The organism is Pedobacter sp. ASV1-7 (assembly GCF_040203335.1).
GTDB lineage: Bacteria > Bacteroidota > Bacteroidia > Sphingobacteriales > Sphingobacteriaceae > Pedobacter.
Map to the genome: position 1 here is coordinate 405,047 of NZ_JBEHBV010000001.1, position 18,235 is coordinate 423,281.

The window sequence follows — 18,235 nt, forward strand, 5'->3', positions numbered from 1 at the left end:
GTATAAAAGTAACTATTTTTTTGTTTCAATTAATAATATTGGAAAGGAATATACTTTAAATAAGAAAACCCACAGAATATTCCGTGGGTTTTCTTAAATATTTAACGAGTGGTTAATGATTACATCATACCACCCATGCCGCCGCCGCCCATTGGAGGCATACCGCCACCTGCAGGAGCTTCTTCTGGATCATCAGCCAATACAACTTCTGTTGTTAACAACATCGCTGCAATTGAAGCTGCATTCTCCAATGCTACACGACCAACTTTAGTTGGATCGATAACACCAGCTGCAATTAAGTTTTCATAAACATCTGTACGTGCATTATAGCCAAAGTCAGCTTTACCTTCTTTAACTTTCTGAACTACGATAGATCCTTCGATACCAGCATTCTGGCAGATCTGACGTAAAGGCTCTTCGATAGCACGACGGATGATTTGGATACCTGTAGTTTCGTCATCATTTGTTCCTTTCATACCTTCTAATGCTTCAATAGCACGGATGAAAGCAACACCACCACCAGCAACAATACCTTCTTCAACCGCTGCGCGAGTCGCATGTAAAGCATCATCAACACGGTCTTTTTTCTCTTTCATCTCTACTTCAGAAGCAGCACCAACATAAAGAACAGCAACACCGCCAGCTAATTTAGCTAAACGCTCTTGTAGTTTTTCTTTATCGTAATCAGATGTAGTAGTCTCAATTTGAGCTTTGATCTGGTTAACACGAGCTTTGATATCGTCAGACTGACCAGCACCATTGATGATAGTAGTGTTGTCTTTATCAACAACAACTTTCTCAGCAGTCCCTAAATAAGTAAGGTCAGCATTTTCTAATTTATAACCTCTTTCTTCAGAAATAACAGTACCACCAGTTAAGATAGCGATGTCTTCTAACATAGCTTTACGACGGTCACCGAAACCTGGAGCTTTAACAGCAACAACTTTCAGAGATCCACGGATTTTGTTCACTACCAAAGTAGCTAATGCCTCTCCGTCTAAATCTTCAGCTATGATTAATAAAGGCTTACCAGTTTGAACTTGTTTTTCAAGAACAGGTAGTAACTCTTTCATGTTGCTGATCTTTTTATCATAGATCAAAATGTAAGGGTTTTCTAATTCCGCTTCCATTTTATCAGCATTGGTTACAAAATATGGAGATAAGTAACCACGGTCAAATTGCATACCTTCAACTGTTTTAACTTCAGTTTCAGTACCTTTTGCTTCTTCAACAGTAATAACACCATCTTTGCCTACTTTACCCATTGCTTCTGCAATCAAAGCACCAATAACCTCATCATTGTTAGCTGAAATAGAAGCTACTTGTTTGATTTTGTTATTGTCTTCACCTACAGTTTGTGATTGAGTTCTAAGGTTTTCAACGATTGCAGTAACCGCTTTGTCTATACCACGTTTCAAATCCATTGGATTTGCACCAGCAGCAACGTTTTTAATACCAGCAGTAACAATTGCCTGAGCCAATACAGTTGCCGTTGTAGTTCCGTCACCTGCGATATCCGCAGTTTTAGAAGCTACTTCTTTAACCATTTGAGCACCCATGTTTTCAATTGGGTCTTTCAACTCAATTTCTTTTGCTACGGTAACACCATCTTTAGTAATCGCTGGTGAACCAAATTTCTTGTCAATAATTACGTTACGTCCTTTTGGACCTAAAGTTACTTTTACAGCATTAGCCAAAGTGTCAACACCTCTTTTCAGGGCATCACGGGCTTCTACGTTATATTTTACTTGTTTTGCCATTGTTTTAGTAGTAAGTATCTGCCGGCATCTCTCAGGATCTCCTGGTATACCTGTCGATACTATTGTTTAATGATTAATTAATTTGTGTTTTTAGCTATATAGCCCTCGATGGGGCATGCCAATCATTCAATATCCAGGTACTAAGAAAGTACAGCGTAGATATCGCTTTCGCGCATGATCAAATAGTCTTTACCATCAATAGGAAGCTCTGTGCCACCATATTTACCATAAAGTACAACATCACCTACTTTAACAGATGGTTTTTTACCTTCTGAATCTTCGTCTGAAACGGATACAACAGTTCCTTTGGATGGTTTTTCTTTTGCAGTGTCAGGAATGTAGATTCCAGATGCCGTCTTTTCTTCTGCCGCAGCAGGTTCAACAATAACTCTGTTTGCAGAACCTGAAATGGGTTTAAGGTTTAAAGCCATAACTTGATATTAGTTTATTTTTTAAGTTAAAATTTAAAACGTATTAACTACTCGGCTTTCGTACATCAGTTTTTATGCCAATACAAATATGCTTGACAAATTTGCATTGCCTTGTCAGCTATAAGATTTTAACAAAGAGTTTTTGTGTCAGAGTGGCAGGGCATAAAAAAAGCCTGATACAATTTATACCAGGCTTTATCTTAAACTTTATAAGTTCTTATTTCTTTGTTGTATCTGCTGTTGCTGGAGCAGTAGTAGGAGCAGTTTTGCTTCCAATTGGAGAAGGCGCAACTGTCTTGTCTAAATGTTCCTGGATTTTTGATGGAGCACTACCTGAAGAACCTCCAGATTTAGCAATTGTAGTGATCGATAATGAAAGCACAACAATTAATGTTAACAATACCCAGGTGCCTTTTTCAAGAACATCGCCTGTACGTTGAACGCCAAACATGTTACTGCCCGCGCCACCACCAGTAGCCAAGCCACCACCTTTAGGGTTTTGTATTAATACAAATAAGCCTAGAGCAACGCAAACAATGATTAATAAAATAATTAAAAAAAGCATAATATGTTATATGGTTAAATTTTCTTTTCTATAGATTGGATAAGGTCGGCAAAGTAACGGCTTTTTTCTGGAAACTTCAAACTTAATTTTTCATAAGTCTCTATAGCCTTGTCGTAAAGCATTTGCTCAATGTAAATTTTTGCCAGGGTCTCTGATACCAGGTCGTTATCATCTTCCGCACTTTTTTTGGCTTTATTCTCATTATCTATCTGCTCTGGTTTAGGCGGACTGATCTGAGGATCTTTCTTAATGAAGTTTTCTATAATCTCATCACCTTTAGTAGGATTTCTGAAATTTTCTGTAGAGTAACCTTCATCATCACTATTAAAAGGGCTTTGCAGATGGAATATATGTTCTACATACTGATGTTGTAATTCACCAGGCTTTTGCATACCTGTATGCTGACTACCCTCTTCTTGTTTTTCCTTTTTAGGAGAAGCGTATGGCTGGAATATCTGTTGATGTTCTTTTCTGGTTTTAGCCAGCCACCATAAAAATGTATAAGGAAGTTGATCATCATCGTATTTACTGATAACAATAGGCTCTTCCTGTTTTGTAGGTTCTGGTGCTGGTGAAGCTTTAAAATCAGGATGTTCCTGATCTGGAATCACGGTCTCAGCTACAAAATTTTCCTGAAAAGCGAAAAAATCTGAAGATACAATGTTTTCAATAACAATTTCGTCAACTTCTTCTTTTTCTGCTACTGATCCTGAACTACTATCAATTTCAGTAGATTTAAAATTATTTACGTCAACTTCCGTAATTTCTTCGAAAACTTCCTGATCATCAACTTCTTGTTCTATTATTGGCTCAAATGGGACCTCATCTATTGTCGATACTTCAATAGGCTCAGCTTGATTAATGATTTGAGCAGCTGAAAGATGAATGATATTAAAATCGGTATGTGCAGATTCTTTATCACCATGTAAGAAATGATGAAGTTGCTGTCCATTTGTATATAAAGCAGCTGTTGCCAGATTGTTATTTTGTTCTGGTGATTGTAGCGTAGCCCTGGCTATTAATAGGTGTAATGGCTGAAAATAAGGATATAGCAATGCTAAATCTTTTAACACAGGAGCATTTTCCCTGGTTACACTTTCAGGCTTGGAAAGCCATTCCGCCAGTTGTTGTTTGATGTCTAATTCCTGCTCCACGTTGCTAAGTTAATAATTGATCTTTAATTAGCCTACCATTGTGCAAAAGCCCTGTTAAAAATATCTTCTGTAAGCTGAGCAGTAACGTCTTTAATTAACCCTTGCTCCATAGACTGAAGACTTCCTGTTAGCTTAAATACTTTATATCTTGAAAACGTTTCTTCAAAACTCTGTTTAGGATTCAGATTGTTTGTGTATTTTACAGAAACAGAAATAGTGAGCCTGTTCGCTCCTGCGACAGGATTATTATTGTCGGTTATTGCTTCCGGAGTAACGCTATAGCCCGTAATGTTTCCAGAAAAAACACCATGAGGGTCATTTGCATTGATACTTAAACTGGTTTGGTTACGTATCCTTGTTTTTAGTTCTTCAGTAAACTGTGAACTTAAGTAAGGTACAACAAGGGGAGCATTGTTTTCAAAAACCTGTACATTAACAGTTTTCATCTCTGCAGGAATTGAAGCCCCGTTTAAAGCAATCTTACATCCGCTAAATGCAAAGACCAATACAAAAAGTATGGACAATCTTTTCATCTTAATTTAAGTTCAGTTCTTTAATTTTTCTGTATAAAGTGCGTTCTGAAATTCCCAATTCCTGTGCAGCAAATTTGCGTTTACCTTTATGTTTTTTCAAAGCTTTCTTAATCAGGTCAGACTCTTTATCTACAAGTGAAAGAGATTCTTCTATCTCTTCTGCATCTTGTGTGTAGTTGTATTCTACTGGCGAACTCTGAGATGGGTTTTTAATAGTCAGAGTAGCTTCATGTCCGGACGTTTGATCTACGTCCTGGTAAAGCTGATTAATATAGTGTGGATTGTCTGCAATTATATGAGCGGTATTTCCTCCACTTTGAATAATTTCGGCAACTAGCTTTTTCAGCTCCATCATGTCCTTTTTCATATCAAAAAGAACCTTATAAAGGATGTCTCGTTCTGTAAAATCTTCCTTTCCCGCACTGTTAATCGCCATTGGTAAATTGGCGGCACTTTCGTTCGGGATATAATTTAATAAGGCGGCTGCACTTACATTTCTTTCTTTTTCAAGTACACAAATCTGTTCCGCAATATTCTTTAATTGTCTTACGTTTCCTGGCCAGCTATAGTTGCTTAATATCTGTATGGCCTCAGGTTCAAGTTGTATACCCGGACTTCTATATTTATCACTAAAATCTGCTGAGAATTTTCTAAACAATAGATATATATCTTCTTTACGCTCATGAAGTGCAGGTATACGTAGTGGCACAGTGTTTAATCTATAATAAAGATCTTCACGGAATTTATTCGATTTAACTCTATTATATACATCTACGTTTGTTGCAGCAATAATCCTTACATCGGTTTTTTGCACTTTTGATGAACCTACGCGCAGGTATTCTCCGCTTTCAAGTATTCTTAGCAGGCGTGCTTGTGTACCAAGGGGTAACTCAGCAACTTCATCTAAAAAAATAGTACCTCCATTGGCAACTTCAAAATAGCCTTTACGTGCTTCATGGGCACCGGTAAAAGAACCTTTCTCATGTCCGAAAAGTTCTGAATCGATAGTTCCTTCAGGAATAGCGCCACAGTTTACGGCAATAAAAGCTCCATGTTTGCGGGTGCTCAATTGATGAATGATATGCGAGAAAACCTCTTTACCACTACCACTCTCTCCTGTTATTAATACAGACATATCAGTTGGTGCAACCTGTCTGGCTATATCTATCGCACGGTTTAGTAGCGGAGAGCCTCCTATAATTCCAAAGCGGTTTTTAATATCTTGTATATCCATTTAAAGTGTCTCTTTGGCTTGTTTAAGATTGTTTCTCTTCATCAACCACTCTTCCTATTAAAGTAGCAGAGGTGCAACTTTCTATATAAACATAAGCATATGTTCCTGGTTTTACTTTTTCTGTAACTGGAAAAACAACCATTGCATTTTCGTCATTTCTACCTCTATATTCTTTTTCAGATTTTTTAGAAAAGCCTTCGATTAATACTTTCACTGTTTTCCCAACAAATTCTTGTAAGCAGGCTAAAGAGTCTTCTTGTTGCTTTTTGAAAATCTCTGCTAAGCGGCGTGCTTTTACATCCTCCGGTACATCATCCTTATACTTACGTGCAGCCAAGGTTCCGGGACGTTCTGAGTAAGAGAAAGTATATGCAAAATTATACCTGGCATAATGCATGATGCTTAAGGTATCCTGATGCTCTTCCTCGGTTTCAGTACAGAAACCAGCAATGATATCTGCAGAGATCGCACAACCTGGTATAATACGTCTAATCGCATCAATTCTGTTCATGTACCACTCACGTGTATAAGTCCGATTCATCAAGGCTAGAATCCTTGAGTTACCAGATTGCACGGGAAGATGTATATAATTGCAAATGTTGTCGTACTTTTTTATCGTATACAATACTTCATCGGTAATGTCTTTAGGGTGAGAAGTAGAAAAACGAATTCTTAATTCCGGACTAATTTCCGCAACCATACTCAGTAATTGAGCAAAGTTTACTTCAGCATGCTCAATCCCGGCTTTTAAACGGTGGGTAGGTAGTTCGCTTTCTTTACTTAGTGCATCTAATAATGCATCACCGGTTAAGGTATTGATTTCGTCTTTAAGGTCGTCTGATTTTGTTTTTTCAGTTTGAGATTGACTCCACTGGTAAGAATCAACATTTTGACCCAATAAAGTTACTTCTCTATATCCACGATCGAAAAGATCTTTTGCTTCTGCTAAGATAGAATGCGGATCGCGGCTCCTTTCGCGGCCCCTTGTAAATGGTACCACACAGAATGAACACATGTTATCACAACCACGCATTATGGAAATAAAGGCTGTAATGCCATTTCCATTTAGACGAACCGGACTGATATCAGCATATGTCTCCTCACGGGATAACAATACATTAATCGCTTTATGCCCACTTTCTACTTCACTTATTAATTGTGGAAGTTCGCGATAGGCATCAGGCCCAACTACAACATCAACCAGCTTTTCTTCTTCAAGAAATTTTGATTTCAGCCGTTCGGCCATACATCCCAGTACTCCAACAATCAATTTAGGGTTTCTGCGCTTTTCAACACCAAATTGTGATAGCCTGTTACGTACGCGCTGCTCCGCATTTTCACGAATAGAACAGGTGTTTATAAATACTACATCAGCTTCTTTATAGTCGCCGGTAGTTTCAAAGCCCTGATCTAATAAAATAGAAGCGACAATCTCACTATCTGCAAAATTCATCTGGCAACCATAGCTTTCAATATACAGTTTCCTTCCGTTACGCACTAAAGGTGCATCAATAACCAAAGCTTCACCCTGGCGTTCTTCATCGTGTGTTTTATCTGTAAGCTGTAAATCAATCATAAATGGTTAACATTATTATGGGCATCAAAAATACAGAATTTAATTTAAAAAATGACAGATTGGCAGTAATGGAAATGCCACAAAATATTTTATGGCGTCGAAATTGTTAGCACTTTTTATATGAATAGATTTATTTACAAAAATAATTCGGGGAAGTACAGACTGAAAAAATGGATAATAGTGCTTCTTGTATTGATATTGATTGGTTCTGCCGGTTTTTTTCTACTCATGTTAAGATGGAAACCAATGATTTCTCAAAAACTTAAAGATGGCGTATATAATCGCTCTTTTCATCTTTATAAACTCGATTTTGAAGATATTAGTATAAATGTTTTAACAGGGACAGTTGCACTCCACGAAGTGTCCTTAATTCCAGATACTTCTGTTTATAATCAGCTTAAAGAATTAAGAGTCGCGCCTCCTAATCTATTTCAGGTAAAACTAAAAAAAATGCAATTAAACAGGGTTGCTTTGTTGACTGCATATTTTAAAAGGGATGTAGAGATAAAATCAATCATTATGGATAATCCATCCATCAATATGACTCATTATACAGTTAAGAAGCTTCCTGTTGAGATAGAGGAAGATAAAACATTATATGAGCTTATTTCTAACAGGGTTAAGTCTATTAATGTTAAAGCCATTAAAATCATTGATGCAGACTTCGATTATATCAACGGGGATAATGGAAGGAAGATGCATGCGGTTAAACATTTAAGTATAAATGTTGATGATTTCCGGTTGGATTCAGTCTCTCAGTTTGATACAACAAGATTTTACTATGCAAAGGATATTGGAGTAACATTAACAGGATATAAATCCTTAAGCAAGGATAAAATGTATACTATCAAAGTTGATACAATCAGTGGTTCCGCACTGCGTAAGGGTGTTGACATTAAGGGGCTCCAAATCATTCCTATGTATCCGGATCTTACTTTTACCCGCAAATATAAGTTTGGAAAAGATCGATATGATCTCAAGTTTAATTCAATCAATCTGGAAGGAGTTGATTTTTCTCTGTTTAACACAGAAGAAAAACTCAAAGCTGATACTTTGAAAATCGGGCCGGCATCAGTAAATATTTTTGTCAATCGAGAATTACCTCCGCCTCCTGGCTTCGATAAGGTAAAGAACTTCCCTCATGTAGCTTTAAAGCGTTTGCCTGTTCCTGCTCTTATAAATGTTGTAAAATTAAAAAACATTGACCTTGCCTATACAGAGTATAACCCTATTAGTCAAAAAAGAGGAACGGTATATTTTCAGAACTTAAGTGGTGAGATTACTAATGTTACTAATGATACGTTGGCACTTGCTAAAAATGATCATGCTGTAGCAAACCTTACGGCCATGGTGATGAAAACAAGCCGGATAAATGTACAGATAGATTTTAATCTTACCGATAAGAATGCAGCATTTAGCTATAATGGGAATGTTGCACCAATGAATTTACAAGTTTTAAATCCTATGGCACAAAATATGGGGCTTGTGGGGATTGAAAGTGGGAAAATGCAGAAAGCCGATTTCAATATTCGAGCTAATGCAAATGGCTCTTCTGGTACTGTCCATTTCTATTATACTGATCTTAAAATCAAATTACTGAAAGAAGGAGAATTGGGAATGCCACCAAAAAAGAAAGGATTTTTATCTTTCCTTGCTAATGAGGTCCTGATAAAAGATGCAAACCCAAGCAAGGGGGAACCGGCGAGAACGGCAAATATTACCTTTGAAAGAACTCCGGCAGCATCCTTTTTTAATATGATGTGGAAAAGCATTTTTATTGGAATGCGCGAAACTGTAGGATTAGCTATTGTGCCTGTTAAAACCCCAGAGCAGGCGATGGAAAAGGTTAAGGAGAAGAAAAAAGAAAGATCTGAACAAAAAAAATAAGCAAAGAAAAGGGAGCAAAGATTAAAGACTAAGCAACTTGTTCCTTTCCTCTAAATATGTATATTAGGCTAAACGACTTGTTTGCTTATGGCGGTAGAGGCTGGAAAGAAATATATGATCTTAAGATGGTTTGCTGCTGCTTTGCTGTTTGTAGCATTGTCACTGACTGCCTTTACACTGTATTTGGGGGCCAAGCTTAAACCTATTTTTACAGCCAAAATAAAGGAACTGGTTCTGGAAGCAACAAACAACCTTTATCGAATTGAATTTTCAGGAGTAAATGTAAATGCTCTTACCGGAATATCATCGTTAACTGATGTTAAAATTATACCTGATACTGCTGTTTATCGTCGTATGGTCGAGACGAAGCAGGCACCTAATAATCTATATCATATTAAACTTAAAAAGCTGGCTATTCGTAATTTCCATCCTTGGCGTTTGTGGAGGTATAAACAGTTAAATATTGATCTCTTGTTGTTTGATAATCCATGTGTTGAAATGGTGAACAGGCAATTTGATTTTAATGATGATAAACTTCCTCAGCCGAAGCAGTCTCCGTATGATTACATTTCGAAGTATCTTAAGGAGCTGCATATTCGGACTGTAGATTTTAAAAATGCCAGCTTTAAATACATTGATAATAATGGTGAAAAGCCTGAAATAGATGCAATTGAAAATTTAAATGTAACTCTTAAGGATTGGCTTATAGATTCTAATTCGGCTAATGATGAAAGTCGAATTTACTTGTTAAAGGATGTGGTTATTAATCTTAATAATTATAGTTATTCTACTCCAGACAGCTTATATTATATTAAATTCAACCAACTTGATTTTGCTTCCTCATCCGGGGTGTTAAATGTTAAGAATTTTAATGTAGAACCTCGTTATAATGAACGTGAATTTGGAAGTAATCTGGGGTATGCGAAAGATAGATACAGCGTGCAGGTTAGTGATATTGGTTTTACGGGGATTAATTTACCACTGTATGTATTAAAGCATGAATTTTTTGCAAAAGAAATGAGTATTGCAAATGGCTCCTTAACGGTGGTAAACAACAATACACTTCCCAAAAAAGTAGAGAATAAAATGGGCCAATATCCGCATCAGCTACTTCAAAAAGCACATAATAAACTAAGTATAGAAAAGCTGAACATAAAGAATGTTGACATAAGTTATGCAGAGTTTGATAAGGATGGACAAAATAAAGGCATTGTTACTTTTGATCGTACCTGGGGAACAATCTCTAATGTAACCAACGATGAAAAGGTCAAAGTTAAAAATCATTTTATGGAGGCTAATCTGAGTTCATCATTAATGGGTTCGGGTAAACTGGATGTGAATTTTAAATTTGATCTCACTGCAAAGAATGGTGATTTCTCCTATTCAGGAAACTTAATTAATATGGAAGGGAAAGCACTAAACCGAATCACCAGACCTCTTGGATTAGTAAAGTTTAATAGTGGATATATTAATAAGCTGGAATTTGACATTCATGCCAATGATCATTTCGCAAAAGGAGAAGTGATTTTTGCTTACAAGGATCTTTCTGTGTCGCTGTTAAAAAAAGCAAAAGGGGAGGACCGACTTGTAAAACAAGGCTTGATGTCTTTTCTTGCAAATGCATTAATCATCAGATCTGATAATCCCGATGCTAATGGGTTGTTGATTAAAGCTCCTGTTATGCGTGAACGGAAAGAAACTGCTTCTTTTTTTAATTTCATCTGGAAAGCACTTTTTCAAGGGGTAAAGTATAGCGTTGGACTGACTCCGCAAAAAGAAAAGGAAATTAAAGCTAAGATAGCTAGCTTCGAAAAGAGGAAAGCGGATAGGCAGGAACGAATTAAGAGGCGGGAGCAACGTCTTAAGAAAAGAGAATAAGAAATAAAGAGCAGAGATTAAAATAAAAAAGGCGCCCGGGTTAAGGGACGCCTGTATGTTGTTTATTGGGAATCTATAAATTACAATACCCAGTTCCAGCCAAACTCATCAGGAATTAATCCGTAACGGATGTCGTTAAGGGTTTTAGCGATACCCGCAGAGATTGTACGTGTTGAAGGATCAGTTAGCGTGTAAACTTTACCCATGTAACCAATCTGACCTATTGGTGTAACAGTTGCTGCTGTTCCTGCTGCAAAAGCATCAGTAAGGCTTCCGTTTTCAATGCCTTCAATGATTTCTTTTACACTGATACGTCTTTCCTCAACTTCGATACCTGCTTTTTTAGCCAACTGAATAATCGTATCACGTGTTACCCCGTCTAAAACGGTACTTCTAACAGAAGGAGTTACCAATTTACCGTTGATCACAAAGATCAGGTTTGCTGTTCCGGCTTCTTCAATATACTCATGAGATGCAGCGTCAGTCCAGATCAATTGATCAAAACCTTCCTTTTGAGCTTCAGCAAATGGGAATAATGAACGTGCATAGTTTCCGGCTGTTTTGGCATAACCAACACCACCATCATCAGCACGTGTATATTCTGTTTCAATTTTAACTTTTAATGCTTTGCTGTAATAAGGACCAGTAGGTGTAGTCAATAAAGCAAATATGTATTTGTCAGAAGGCTTAACGCCCAAGTATGGATCTGTAGCAAACATCACAGGACGGATGTATAAAGAATAATCTTCCTGCGCAGGTACCCATTTTTCATCGATATCAATCAATGCAGCAATACCTTGCATAAAGATTTCTTTAGGAATAGCTGGCATAGACATCCGGGCGGCCGACTTATTGAAACGCTCAAAGTTTTTCTCTGGTCTGAATACACTGATTTTACCATTAGCCTGGCGATATCCTTTCATACCTTCAAAAATAGCCTGTCCGTAATGTAACGCAGAAATAGCCGGACTCATTGGAATTGGACCGTAAGGTAGGACCTGTAGGTTTGACCATTGGCCATTATCATATTCCGCAATAAACATATGGTCAGAAAATACCTTCCCAAAAGGTAACTGAGAAAAATCAGTTACTGTAAGTCTGCTGTTTTCAGCTTTAGTGATTGTTATATCAAGTGTATCATTCATTGTAGTAGTAATTACTTATTGCAAATTTAACAAAAATTGAGATCACAGTGGTCTTTATTTTTGATATAATTATTCTTTATGCCTCATTTCTAAGTGTTTTCAATACACTAAGCACCCAACCCTTGCCCCACTCTTCCATTTGCTCGTTAGTCCATAGGAAAGGGTAAAAAATTCTTTTTTGAAAGCGAGGAGGAAGGTACTTTTGCCAGTTGGTACCACCAGTGGCTGCAATATCAACAGGATCACGCTCTAAATACCTGACTGCAGATTTATAGTGCGACAATGGCCACTCCACATTTACAAATAAATCAAGTTTTCTCAGTTCTTCCGCCAATGCCATTACATCTTGTCCCTCGCCTTGAAATTTATGGTATAGTGCACTAAAATTATTCTGCTGTCTGTCTTTTATAAGCTGTAAGAACTGGGTCGCGTATTTACTGATAAACTGTTTTAGTGTAAGCGTTTGTTTACCTGTTGCCAATTCTGTAGCCCCAAATTTCCAGTATATGTACTCAAACTGCTCCTCAATTGTAGCGTTAGTCAGTTCTTCTCTTTTGCTTTTGTCTATTAGCCGGTTAAAATCTGTGGCAGATATTTCGATCATCCGGTATTGACCAGACTGAAAACCACTTGCTGGTAATAATGACATTCGGAATTTCAGAAATTGATCTTTTTCCATTCCGTCAACCATGACTTCAAAAGAAGTTGTTAATGCATTGAAATAAGCATTAATGCGTTTTACTCTTGTCGTAAAAAACTCAACAGTTAAATCCGGGTGTTCAGCAACCTGCTTAAATTCATGAAGGGAAAGCTTAAAGTAAAGCTCAGTAATCTGATGGTACATGATAAAGATCTCTTCATCCGGGAAGGGAGTCTTTGGATTTTGCAGACTTAATAAGGTATCAAGATGGATATAATCCCAATAAGTTAAAAAATCTGCATATAATAAACCATCCAGGTAAGATGCCATATCCTGCCCCATAGCAGCATACTTTTCCTGTAGCTTATCCAGTTTCTCTTTAATCTGTGGTGTAAGTTCCATTAATAAGTTAGTTTACCACAAATGTAAGGAATCGATGGATTACCCTGTTAATACAATACCCTGAATTTTATAGTATGCTCAATCTTCTTTAAGAATTTGAATAACTGCTTATCGTATTCCGTATTGATGTCAGTAATTACATAACCGATACTTGAATTGGTCATCAGAAACTGACCAACAATATTGATGTCATGATAAGCAAAAGCGGTATTGATTTTTGCCATAATTCCCGGTACGTTTTTGTGAATATGAATCAATCTGTGCGACTTGTCGATTCTTGGCAATTGCAAATTCGGGAAATTACTGCTCAAATGAGTCGTACCAGTATTCATGAAGTCGATAATCCTTTTAGGAATAAACATATTGTTATGTGGATTGCCTTTAGGATCATCAAAAACTACAATTCCCTGTTCTGTACATTTCTGCAGATCGATCTTGTTTTTTGAATTTCCTAGATAACCAATTGTCTTTAATGTAACTGCTCTTTCTAATTGGTCTTTTGTTATTTTTTCCCCATCAGCCAGTAACATCATGTGTACATCTGCAACATACTTCTCTTCGAAGCTGGTTTTATGACGTATAGAAAAACCATCTTTCTTCAACATTTCTATACTTTTGGGATCTACCTTACCAATGATCAGGCATAAAATCCTGTTTTTTGGATAGGAAATAGCTCGAGGTAGGTTATTCACATATAGAAATTCATCAAAACTCGGCGTAACGTGATCCGCCTTTTCTACAATGCTCTCTCTGGAGATATTTTCCGTAAAAGCATAGAATTTTTTTATCAAGCCACTTTCACGAAGCTGAAAATCGGAGTAACCATCACCAATGCCATATAAATCACCTTCAAGATTCATTTGCTGCATTAGTTTTACTTTTCCCCCTTCTTCACTTAGTGGATTGGAATGATCATAATCTATAATTTTGCCATCCCCTGTAGTTACAAAAGTATTGGCATAAATATTCTCTTTTTTAATGTGATACTGACTTACAACCGGAGTAATAAATTCTTTAAAACCACCAGAAACGATAAGTACTTCGTCAGCATGTTTTTTAAAGAACTCTGCATTACGTGAAAATGAAGCAGATACTTTCTTTTTAAGTACTTTAATCAACTGTTTCAAATGATCTTCCGTAGCTTCCAGCAGTTTTACTCTTTGTGCTAAACTTTCACCAAATGAAAGCTTTCCTTCCATAGCAAGATTGGTATAATCTTCAATTTTCTGGAAAATAGCATCCTTTTCAGGGTGCTTACTTAGAGAAATTCGTGCAAGCTCATCTAAAGCTTCAACTTGAGTAAACGTACTGTCAAAATCTATGATGTAAAAATTCTTCTGCTTCATCCTTTAAGGAGTAATGATGTTGGGTGGTTATATGGTGCTAATAATTGCTTCAAAGATAGGAAACGATTATGGTTTTTTGCCAAAATTGAAAGAAAATGAGTAAAACGCTGATACTTTCGTAAGAATTGATGAAAAATGTAATTCAGATGAAAATTAAGTCTGCTGTTTGCAAATCTCTTGTATACTTTGTTTTAGCGGTTTGAAATCTATACCAAGGGTTTTTTTTATCTTTTCATTGCTGTAGAAGCTTTCATTTAAGCTACTTCTGGCTGCATCACTAGTTAGGGAGGCTGGTTTTCCTGTAAATAAGGAACTTAGTTTAGCCGCTCTCCATGCAATGCCTAACATCCATGGTTTTGCTTCTTTGGATGGTGCTTTAACACCATAGCCCGCAGCAATTTCTCCGAAAAACTTTTTATAATGGTAGTTTTCTGAAGAGATAGTAAAACGTTCAGCTGTTTCACTACTGTTCATTAAAGCAATCATGCATCTGGCAACATCTGTGACATCAACAATTCCGGTTGCTCCCCTGGTATAATAAGATAAACCATCTTTTACCAGTTTAAAAATTGCTCCGCTACCTTCAAACCCAGCTCCTTTACCAATAATTACACTCGGATTTACGATAACAGCATCAAGGCCCTCGGATATTCCTCTCCAGACTTCCATTTCCCCTTCATATTTAGAGATAGCATAAGTGTGTGCCTTAACATCATATTCCCAGAAATCATTTTCAGTAATTAAAGCGCCTTTTTTAGCATTACCAAGTGCCGCAACAGAGCTAACATGTAACAAGCGGACATTCCGTTCCTGGCATAAATTTACAATATTGCTTGTTCCTTCAATATTAATCTTAAGTAATCTGGCTTTGTCTTTTGGGTTAAAAGAAACAAGCGCAGCGCAATGGAATACCTGATCTATGCCATCAAAAGCATCTTCAAGATCAGAAAGGTCGTTAATGTCGGCAATTGCCCATTCAATCAGCTTGTTGTCCTTAATTATATCGGGAATAACAGACTGTTTACGCTTCAATGCTTTGAGCTTTATGCCCTGGGCCGTTAACTGATGAATAAGCTCAGCTCCTAAAAACCCAGTGGCACCGGTAACCAATATCATTTCACTTTTTTTAGGATGTTTATTAATATATGCGCCCAAAAATAGATATTTGATGGCATACATTATATTACAATATGTCTTTATCAGATTTTTTTTCTCCAGTAAACCCCGATAATTTCACACCAAAACAGGGATTTTATACTAGCCAGCTAGGTTTAAAGGCTGGATTTTTTACCGATAAATTCCCTGATCTGGATGAAAAAGAATATGATATTGCCATTTTTGGGGTACAAGATGACCGTGCAGCAGTAAATAACGAAGGCTGTGCACTGGCGCCAGACTATTTCAGGTCACAGTTTTATAGCTTGAATGAGGGAGCGTTTACAACCCGGATTATAGATTTAGGAAATATTAAAGCAGGAGCGTCTATCTCAGATACCTATATCGCACTGAAAATGGTTGTTTCTGAACTGATCAAACTAGATATTGTTCCGATTATTATAGGTGGGGGGCAGGACTTGACTTATGCACAGTATCTTGCTTATGAGAATCTTGAGCAAAAGGTAGATCTGGTTGTGGTTGACAGTAAGTTTGATCTTGATGAGGAAGATCAGGATGGTCTCGCAGCAAAATCAGATACTTATCTGAACAAAATACTTTTACATCAGCCTAATTATCTTTTTAATTTTAGCAATATTGGTTATCAGACTTACTTTGTTAATCAGGATAGTTTAAAGGTAATGAGTAAACTTTATTTTGATGTTCACCGTCTTGGTGAGTTTTCTAATGATATTACCATTACTGAACCTATAATCCGTAATGCAAGTATGATCAGTTTTGATATTGGTGCTATACGTTCATCTGATGCTGGTGCTAATGCCAATGCTAGTCCTAATGGTTTTTATGGAGAGCAGGCTTGCGCAATTGCTCGGTATGCGGGTATGAGCGATAAGTTATCTTCCATTGGTTTTTATGAGTTTAATCCTGCTTTTGATCAGAATGGGCAAACGGCAATGCTACTTGCTCAGATGGTTTGGTATTTTGTGGATGGATATTATAACCGTAAAAAGGATTTTCCGTTAACGCCGAAATCTCATTATATAATTTATAGGGCTAGCCTAAACGACGGCTCAGGGGAAATGCTCTTTGTAAAAAGTAAAAAATCTGACCGTTGGTGGATGCAGGTGCCATATCCGACAGGAATGTCTAAGAATGAGCGATTCCATCTTGTACCTTGTCGTTATGACGATTATACCACTGCTGTGAATGGAGAAATGCCTGATCTTTGGTGGCGAACCTTCCAAAAGCTACTATAATATTACAATAAACTATACGTTATATTTTAGGTCTATTCTTTACATTTGAGCTTAGAATAACCAAACTTATTATTTCAAAAAAGAATACTATGAAGAAGATCGCATTGATCGCTACTTGTTTATTGCCTGTAGCTGTGATGGCTCAAGGGCAGGGAAAATTTACCGTTAACGGTAAGATAGGCAACTTAGGCGCGCCGGCAAAAGCATATCTGGCTTATGGCCCCAGAGCCAGCCAGGTTATCGATTCAGCAAATATTGTGGGTGGTAAATTTGCTTTTACCGGTTCAGTAACTGGAGTTACACAGGCTTCAATTAGAATTAAACATGACTCAGCTCCTGCACAACGTGGCGTTGCTCCAGATGCAATTGTATTTTACTTAGAGCCAGTTGCAATGCAGGTTGTATCTGCTAAAGATTCTGTAAAATATGCATCTATAATGGGTTCAAAAGTAAATGATGAAAATGCAAAATATAAAGCACTGACTAAGTCGGCCAGCGATAAAAATATTGCTTTAATGAACGAGTATTACAGCAAAACACCTGAGCAACGTAAGGATGAGGCTTATATGAATACTGTTTATAGTCGTGATGAAGCTATAAGAAAAGAGATGGATGCATTGAACAAGCAGTTTTATGTTGCTAACCTGAATTCATATGTAGGTTTGGTAGCTTACAAACAAACAATGGATATTGATGCTGATCTTAAAGGAACAGAAGCTGAATTTAACAAGTTTTCGGCTGCGGTAAAGGCATCTGATCTAGGTAAAAGTATTGCTCAGGAAATTGCTTCTGCACAAAAAACAGGTGTAGGCCAAATGGCTATGGATTTCACTCAGAATGATGTGAATGATAAACCTGTTAAATTATCTGATTTCCGTGGAAAGTATGTATTGCTTGACTTCTGGGCTTCATGGTGTGGCCCGTGTCGTGCTGAAAATCCTAACGTAGTAAAAGCTTTCAATGCTTTTAAAGATAAGAATTTTACTGTTCTTGGGGTTTCATTGGATAATCCTGGTAAAAAGCAAAATTGGTTAGATGCGATTGAAAAAGATGGTTTAACCTGGACACAATTATCTGATTTGAAAGGTTGGGATAATGCCGCTTCAAAAATGTATGGTGTACGTGGCATTCCTGCAAACTTCTTGATTGATCCATCAGGTAAGATCATCGCTAAAAACATTAGAGGTGAGCAGTTGCAAACAAAGCTTGCAGAGATTTTAGGAAAAGAGGGAAAATAACCCTTCTCTTCTGAGCCTGGCATCTTTTGCGAAGAGCAAAAGCGCCTAAGGCCTCATCAGAGAAGGTAATTTTC

At 37.1% G+C, this 18,235-nt stretch carries 15 protein-coding genes; 4 read left to right on the plus strand and 11 right to left on the minus strand.

Features of this window, described 5'->3' with window-relative positions:
- Positions 1–119 precede the first annotated feature (119 nt).
- The 7 genes from groL to ABDJ41_RS01875 all read right to left on the minus strand — a co-directional run bounded on the left by groL (position 120) and on the right by ABDJ41_RS01875 (position 7,253).
- Positions 120–1,760 carry a chaperonin GroEL gene (gene groL / locus ABDJ41_RS01845; protein WP_349784032.1) on the minus strand — a complete coding sequence of 547 codons (1,641 nt, stop codon included), beginning with the start codon at positions 1,758–1,760 and terminating at the stop codon, positions 120–122.
- Positions 1,761–1,900: 140 nt separating this feature from the next.
- Positions 1,901–2,191, minus strand: coding sequence for a co-chaperone GroES (locus ABDJ41_RS01850; RefSeq protein ID WP_349784033.1), 291 nt, complete (start codon positions 2,189–2,191; stop codon positions 1,901–1,903).
- A 217-nt stretch (positions 2,192–2,408) separates the two neighbouring features.
- Positions 2,409–2,756, minus strand: a complete 348-nt coding sequence (gene secG, locus ABDJ41_RS01855; RefSeq protein WP_349784034.1) for a preprotein translocase subunit SecG — start codon at positions 2,754–2,756, stop codon at positions 2,409–2,411.
- A 14-nt stretch (positions 2,757–2,770) separates the two neighbouring features.
- Positions 2,771–3,910: a DUF8458 domain-containing protein gene (locus tag ABDJ41_RS01860; RefSeq protein WP_349784035.1), complete on the minus strand. Its 1,140-nt coding sequence runs from the start codon at positions 3,908–3,910 to the stop codon at positions 2,771–2,773.
- A gap of 32 nt (positions 3,911–3,942) precedes the next feature.
- Positions 3,943–4,443, minus strand: a complete 501-nt coding sequence (locus ABDJ41_RS01865) for an LptE family protein (protein ID WP_349784036.1) — start codon at positions 4,441–4,443, stop codon at positions 3,943–3,945.
- Position 4,444: 1 nt separating this feature from the next.
- The gene (locus ABDJ41_RS01870) at positions 4,445–5,677 is read right to left on the minus strand and encodes a sigma-54 interaction domain-containing protein (RefSeq protein ID WP_349784037.1); all 1,233 of its coding nucleotides are present in this window, start codon (positions 5,675–5,677) and stop codon (positions 4,445–4,447) included.
- Between the two features lie 22 nt (positions 5,678–5,699).
- Positions 5,700–7,253 carry a MiaB/RimO family radical SAM methylthiotransferase gene (locus ABDJ41_RS01875; RefSeq protein ID WP_349784038.1) on the minus strand — a complete coding sequence of 518 codons (1,554 nt, stop codon included), beginning with the start codon at positions 7,251–7,253 and terminating at the stop codon, positions 5,700–5,702.
- A gap of 120 nt (positions 7,254–7,373) precedes the next feature.
- Here ABDJ41_RS01875 and ABDJ41_RS01880 point away from each other — a divergent pair, with 120 nt between their 5' ends.
- Both ABDJ41_RS01880 and ABDJ41_RS01885 read left to right on the plus strand, forming a co-directional pair.
- Positions 7,374–9,140, plus strand: coding sequence for an AsmA family protein (locus ABDJ41_RS01880; RefSeq protein ID WP_349784039.1), 1,767 nt, complete (start codon positions 7,374–7,376; stop codon positions 9,138–9,140).
- A gap of 87 nt (positions 9,141–9,227) precedes the next feature.
- Positions 9,228–11,018, plus strand: a complete 1,791-nt coding sequence (locus ABDJ41_RS01885; RefSeq protein ID WP_349784040.1) for a hypothetical protein — start codon at positions 9,228–9,230, stop codon at positions 11,016–11,018.
- Between the two features lie 80 nt (positions 11,019–11,098).
- Here ABDJ41_RS01885 and ABDJ41_RS01890 read toward each other — a convergent pair whose 3' ends face one another.
- The 4 genes from ABDJ41_RS01890 to ABDJ41_RS01905 all read right to left on the minus strand — a co-directional run bounded on the left by ABDJ41_RS01890 (position 11,099) and on the right by ABDJ41_RS01905 (position 15,667).
- Entirely contained in the window at positions 11,099–12,163 is a 1,065-nt protein-coding gene (locus tag ABDJ41_RS01890; RefSeq protein ID WP_349784041.1) for a branched-chain amino acid aminotransferase, read from the minus strand.
- A gap of 76 nt (positions 12,164–12,239) precedes the next feature.
- The gene (locus ABDJ41_RS01895) at positions 12,240–13,205 is read right to left on the minus strand and encodes a tryptophan 2,3-dioxygenase family protein (protein WP_349784042.1); all 966 of its coding nucleotides are present in this window, start codon (positions 13,203–13,205) and stop codon (positions 12,240–12,242) included.
- 47 nt (positions 13,206–13,252) lie between these two features.
- Positions 13,253–14,551: an HAD-IB family phosphatase gene (locus ABDJ41_RS01900; protein ID WP_349784043.1), complete on the minus strand. Its 1,299-nt coding sequence runs from the start codon at positions 14,549–14,551 to the stop codon at positions 13,253–13,255.
- A 153-nt stretch (positions 14,552–14,704) separates the two neighbouring features.
- On the minus strand, positions 14,705–15,667 hold the full coding sequence (locus tag ABDJ41_RS01905) for an NAD-dependent epimerase/dehydratase family protein (protein WP_349784044.1): 963 nt from the start codon (positions 15,665–15,667) through the stop codon (positions 14,705–14,707).
- Between the two features lie 74 nt (positions 15,668–15,741).
- On the opposite strand from ABDJ41_RS01905, the gene ABDJ41_RS01910 reads away from it, so the two are divergent.
- Together ABDJ41_RS01910 and ABDJ41_RS01915 are read left to right on the plus strand one after the other, a co-directional pair.
- Positions 15,742–16,923 (plus strand): formimidoylglutamase, encoded by a 1,182-nt coding sequence (locus ABDJ41_RS01910; protein WP_349784045.1) that lies wholly within the window; start codon positions 15,742–15,744, stop codon positions 16,921–16,923.
- Positions 16,924–17,012: 89 nt separating this feature from the next.
- Positions 17,013–18,161, plus strand: a complete 1,149-nt coding sequence (locus tag ABDJ41_RS01915; protein WP_349784046.1) for a redoxin domain-containing protein — start codon at positions 17,013–17,015, stop codon at positions 18,159–18,161.
- Positions 18,162–18,235 lie beyond the last annotated feature (74 nt).